Raw genomic sequence first — 4,287 nt, forward strand, 5'->3', positions numbered from 1 at the left:
GGAAGGCTCCGACTGTGGAATTTGGAACAGCAACATGGGTTCTTGGGACACCTGGACATTCATGGCAGAATGTTGCTCAAAGCGGTGTTGGCCTAGGACATAAATCATTAATATTTGCAGCAAAAACAATGGCTACAACAGCATTAGACCTCCTAACAACACCTGAACTACTCCAAAAAGCGAAGGAAGAACATGCCAAGAGACTTAGGGGTAGGAAGTATAAACCTCCAATACCACCAGACCATAAACCACCACTAGACGCATGGAAAAAATAAAACATAAAATAAACACTCAACCTTTTTTCTCCATAAAGCTCATGAATATACCTTGTTAAAATTCTTTTCCATTGTTAAGTATGTGTTTTAATTGTAATTTTATTTTCCATAAATCCATTAAAGCCATATCTATTGTTGGATAGTTGTATATGGTTTCACCTGGAGACTCATTGTAGAATGGTCTGTTGCAATTTGGGCATCCAGACGTTTTGAATGGTTCACCACTTTCAACAACCCTAGCCAATAGGGTTTTATCGACGTTTATTGCTTTAAGCCTCCCAGAATCATCAAATTCAAAGTTATCCATGCTTGCCATATTATGTTTTAATAGGTAATGAGCTAACTGTACGGCTCTATATGATGATACATCTGGTTTCAGATGATTTTCCATGGGTGTACCCTCCATTGGTGTAAATGCAAATAGACCAACATTAATCTTAGACTCGTATAGTCTACTAATCATGGATATGAATTCTTTATCGGAATCCCCTAAACCATAGATTAAGTGCACTGAAACCTTATATGGACCCATAATTTCCGCAGCCTTCAAAACCATATCCATAGTTTTACTCCAAGAGAAAATCTTCTTCACTTCCCTAAACACCAATTCAGATGCAGCGTCAACTCCTATCCCAATCCTATCAACACCACAATTCTTTAAGAGGATAATATCATCAATACTTCTAGGATGTATTGAAACTGATATTGGCAAATTCGTGACCTTCCTTATACTTGAAACTATGTTTGCAGTATCTTCAACGTATCCTTGGTATATTAGGGTTTGAATGCATATCCGTCTAAATCCATCAGCATGTTTAATTGCGTTTAGAACATCATTGAATTTGAATTTTGGCCAAGTAACTCTGGATAAATATTCTGGGTCGGACTTACTATCCTTAGCTTGTGTGCAAAATGCACAATTAGCCATACACCTACCATCAGTAAAGGTCATGAAGTACGCTGTTGTGGGTTCAGCTAAAACCCTAATTCTCAGTAAACCCAGTTTAGCAGCAGTACCAATGGATACCCTAATATAATCCAGCAATACCAATGTACACCTCTACCCTTCAGGTTTAGCTGAAAGTATTGCATTAACAATGTCTCTAGCGGTCATCATGGGGAACTCTACAGACCCCTCTGAGAGGAATTTTGAAACCCTCCCCTCCAACTCAACAGCATCCAATTTCGCACCGACCAACGCATTCTCCAACCCTCTAATAGCATCCTCCGGATACATGAAGAAATCACCAGTAATCCTAATACTTTTTATAATGCCATTATCAACCTCCATGGAAACTTTAATTAGTTTTGCAGCTTTATAAACCCCCTTAAACTTCAATGGGGACACCATAAAAAGATTTGAGGGGAAGTATAAGAAACTTATTACGGTTTGAATTAAAACATAGTGGAATACCTTCATCCCCCACTGCTGTCTTATTGGACATAATTCTTTAATCTAACAACTTGAGAATAAAGTTACTCCCAAAGCTGTAAATGTGATGAGTTAGGAAGGTAAGATCTTAGCAGAAGTTGGCATGTCGACATTTTAGGGAAGCTTATTAAGCTGGCAGTGTGGATAGATAATGTTGGGTTCTAATCATGAGTATAATAATTCCGAAAAGGCTTCTTGAGGAGTTGAGGAGGAAAGGTTTTGATGCTGAACCACTTATCATTGACCTTTTAGCTAAGTCTTTAAATTTAGATCCTAAGATCGTTGTTGATTCCCATATTGAGCTTGCTTTAAGGTATTTTGAGGAGGGCATGAACTTCATTGATAAGGACCCTGTTCAAGCCAGTGAGAAGTTGTATAAAGCTGCTGAAGAGACTGTGAAGGCCCTTACAGTGCACTTCAACTTGAACGACATCCTCGAAGCCGTAGAGAAGAGGGGTAGATGGACTGCCACAGAACTTGATAAAGCAGTTAGGATGATTTCTCAAAAACTTGGAAGGTGGTTTGTATCCTCATGGGATGCCGCATGGACACTACATGTATGGGGATTCCATGAAGCAAAACTTGATTCTGAAAGCATAAAGGAGAGAGTGACGGAAATAGAGAAAATGATCACAGAAGCACGGAAGATTACAACCAAAGAATAAAGGTTCAGCCCCCTCATACAAGTTCACAGCAATCGAACCCGACACATATAAGTCCAAATCGATCACCGTAGCTGAACCATCAAGTAATAAATCACTAAAAATAGAATGTGAAGCGGAATCTAACATGGAACTGCCAATAAACATTGCATCATTAAACGTTGTGTTTGGCTCATTACTCTGGTATTATTGTTATTGGGATTGTTATGCTTCCACTATAGATTTTTATGTGGAATCCAGTGGTTATGTATTTATAGTCGCTATACCATATTTCGGCATATGGGTTTATGATTGCATGAACTGTATAATCAATGCGTGCATACAAAGTTTTTGGAAGATAATAATAGTCGTGGTAAATTCTATAATCGAATTCCGAGAAATCAGATAAAAATTTATCATAGAAGAAGACTGTAGACCATTGGATTTCAGTGTTGTTGGGGTAGAGGAATATGGTGATTCCCTCAATATTTATGATAAACCCCTTTACTAATAGATTGCATGTTCTCTCATTTATCTTCTTAACTACAACGCTTATCTCTTTAACATCTTCTGGGATTGTTGGGGCACGAAGTATTGGTACGTATGTGATGAACCCAAAATCCGCTTCTCCTAGAAGAGGATTACTATAATGAATTACCGTACTATTAAACTTATAATATTTAAACCATACTAAAGATTCATCGAATGAATCTAACCCAATTGGGTTTAAGTAGCGTGGGCATGTGAAGTAGTTTCCTAATAAAAGTATTGTTACGATTATTATTGAAAAAATGGTTATGTATTTCTTGTTTAGGTATTTCCTCATAGTGATCACTTTAGCTTGGTGTGACTGTGAATGTTATGTCTATTGTGGCAGCTGCATATGCTGTGTCTACTGCTTGTCCACTTTCTGGAGATATTATGCCCTCCCCCTCAATTGGGTTCCTCCCTTGGAGACCCCCCTCAACCCATATAGAGAATGAAGCCCACCAAGTCAACCTACAAGTAACCTCATAAGTATGCGTGGAATTAAACCCACTAGTACCAGTATATGAAAACTTAACGTAAGTTTTAAATTCGCTTAGGCTTCCACTACCATAAACCGTAATTTCACCATAGCTGTTACCAACACTCGTATAGCTTGATATTAGTTGGAATGGGTTTGGAAATGAGAATCCTGTTTTTGTTTGAACAATAGCCCATAATAAGTTAACAATAGTATCCACATATGGTGAGCCTTGAGGTCTTACATAACCATCATGGAAATATACGTGACTATATATTATGTTCGGGTCTGTGTATTCTGTTTGTGTTGTTAAGTCTTTTATTTTTATTACTTCTATTTTATACATTATTTGGTTTGGTTGTGACCACCATTGTTGTCCTCCGCAGTACCATGATGTTGTCCCCTCACTACCACCCATGTATATTTCTCCATCACCATCGTGACTAAAGGAGTCTTCCCACTGGGCAGCCCATGCAAAGTAGCCTATTGTGTGGTAGTGGTATGTTCCTCCAGGGGGATATATGTGACCCCATGTGACATATGTGCCGCCACTACTTGACCGTGTAACGGCATAGACGTTTCCGCAGAGTATTGGTATTGCGAGAATTGCTATTAATGGTATTATGTATAGTAGTGAGGTATTTCTAACCCCTTTCATTTAAGGGGCACCTCAAAAAACATTATAGAAAAACCAATATATATATATCGACAAATAAAACTGTTCATTGTCAAATTACTATCGTTTTGATAGTAATTTTTAGATTGGCATTGGAATTGTTGGTGTTATGAGTCGTGTTAGGCTGGATAGGATGTAGGTTATTATTAGTATGAATAGGCTTCTGGACCAGCTTGATCTGTATATGAATTTTATGATGGATAGGTATATTATGAGTTTGAGGATGTATGAGGCTTGGAATTGGTTGAATGATGATA

5 protein-coding genes and 1 pseudogene are annotated in these 4,287 nt (G+C 37.9%); 2 read left to right on the forward strand and 4 right to left on the reverse strand.

Going from position 1 to position 4,287, the window contains the following annotated elements:
- A pseudogene (locus tag MRT15_RS11720) lies at positions 1-275 on the forward strand (amidohydrolase); the annotation flags it as partial.
- A gap of 55 nt (positions 276-330) precedes the next feature.
- Here the strand turns inward: MRT15_RS11720 and MRT15_RS11725 are convergent.
- Both MRT15_RS11725 and MRT15_RS11730 read right to left on the reverse strand, forming a co-directional pair.
- Positions 331-1,320, reverse strand: coding sequence for a radical SAM protein (locus MRT15_RS11725; protein WP_304330441.1), 990 nt, complete (start codon positions 1,318-1,320; stop codon positions 331-333).
- Between the two features lie 15 nt (positions 1,321-1,335).
- The gene (locus MRT15_RS11730; RefSeq protein ID WP_304330443.1) at positions 1,336-1,614 is read right to left on the reverse strand and encodes a lipoate protein ligase C-terminal domain-containing protein; all 279 of its coding nucleotides are present in this window, start codon (positions 1,612-1,614) and stop codon (positions 1,336-1,338) included.
- Positions 1,615-1,874: 260 nt separating this feature from the next.
- Between MRT15_RS11730 and MRT15_RS11735 the strand changes: the two genes are divergently transcribed.
- Entirely contained in the window at positions 1,875-2,372 is a 498-nt protein-coding gene (locus tag MRT15_RS11735; protein ID WP_304330444.1) for a PaREP1 family protein, read from the forward strand.
- A 172-nt stretch (positions 2,373-2,544) separates the two neighbouring features.
- Here the strand turns inward: MRT15_RS11735 and MRT15_RS11740 are convergent, their stop codons facing one another.
- Together MRT15_RS11740 and MRT15_RS11745 are read right to left on the reverse strand one after the other, a co-directional pair.
- Entirely contained in the window at positions 2,545-3,174 is a 630-nt protein-coding gene (locus tag MRT15_RS11740; RefSeq protein ID WP_304330446.1) for a hypothetical protein, read from the reverse strand.
- 10 nt (positions 3,175-3,184) lie between these two features.
- On the reverse strand, positions 3,185-4,012 hold the full coding sequence (locus tag MRT15_RS11745; RefSeq protein ID WP_304330447.1) for a hypothetical protein: 828 nt from the start codon (positions 4,010-4,012) through the stop codon (positions 3,185-3,187).
- Positions 4,013-4,287: the final 275 nt, after the last annotated feature.

Source organism: Candidatus Culexarchaeum yellowstonense (assembly GCF_024707025.1).
GTDB lineage: Archaea > Thermoproteota > Methanomethylicia > Culexarchaeales > Culexarchaeaceae > Culexarchaeum.

What these genes read in the sequence shown, in the direction of transcription:
- MRT15_RS11735 (WP_304330444.1), top strand. Translation starts at nt 1,875, where the DNA reads ATGAGTATAATAATTCCGAAAAGGCTTCTTGAGGAGTTGAGGAGGAAA.
- MRT15_RS11740 (WP_304330446.1), bottom strand. Translation starts at nt 3,174, where the DNA reads ATGAGGAAATACCTAAACAAGAAATACATAACCATTTTTTCAATAATA.
- MRT15_RS11745 (WP_304330447.1), bottom strand. Translation starts at nt 4,012, where the DNA reads ATGAAAGGGGTTAGAAATACCTCACTACTATACATAATACCATTAATA.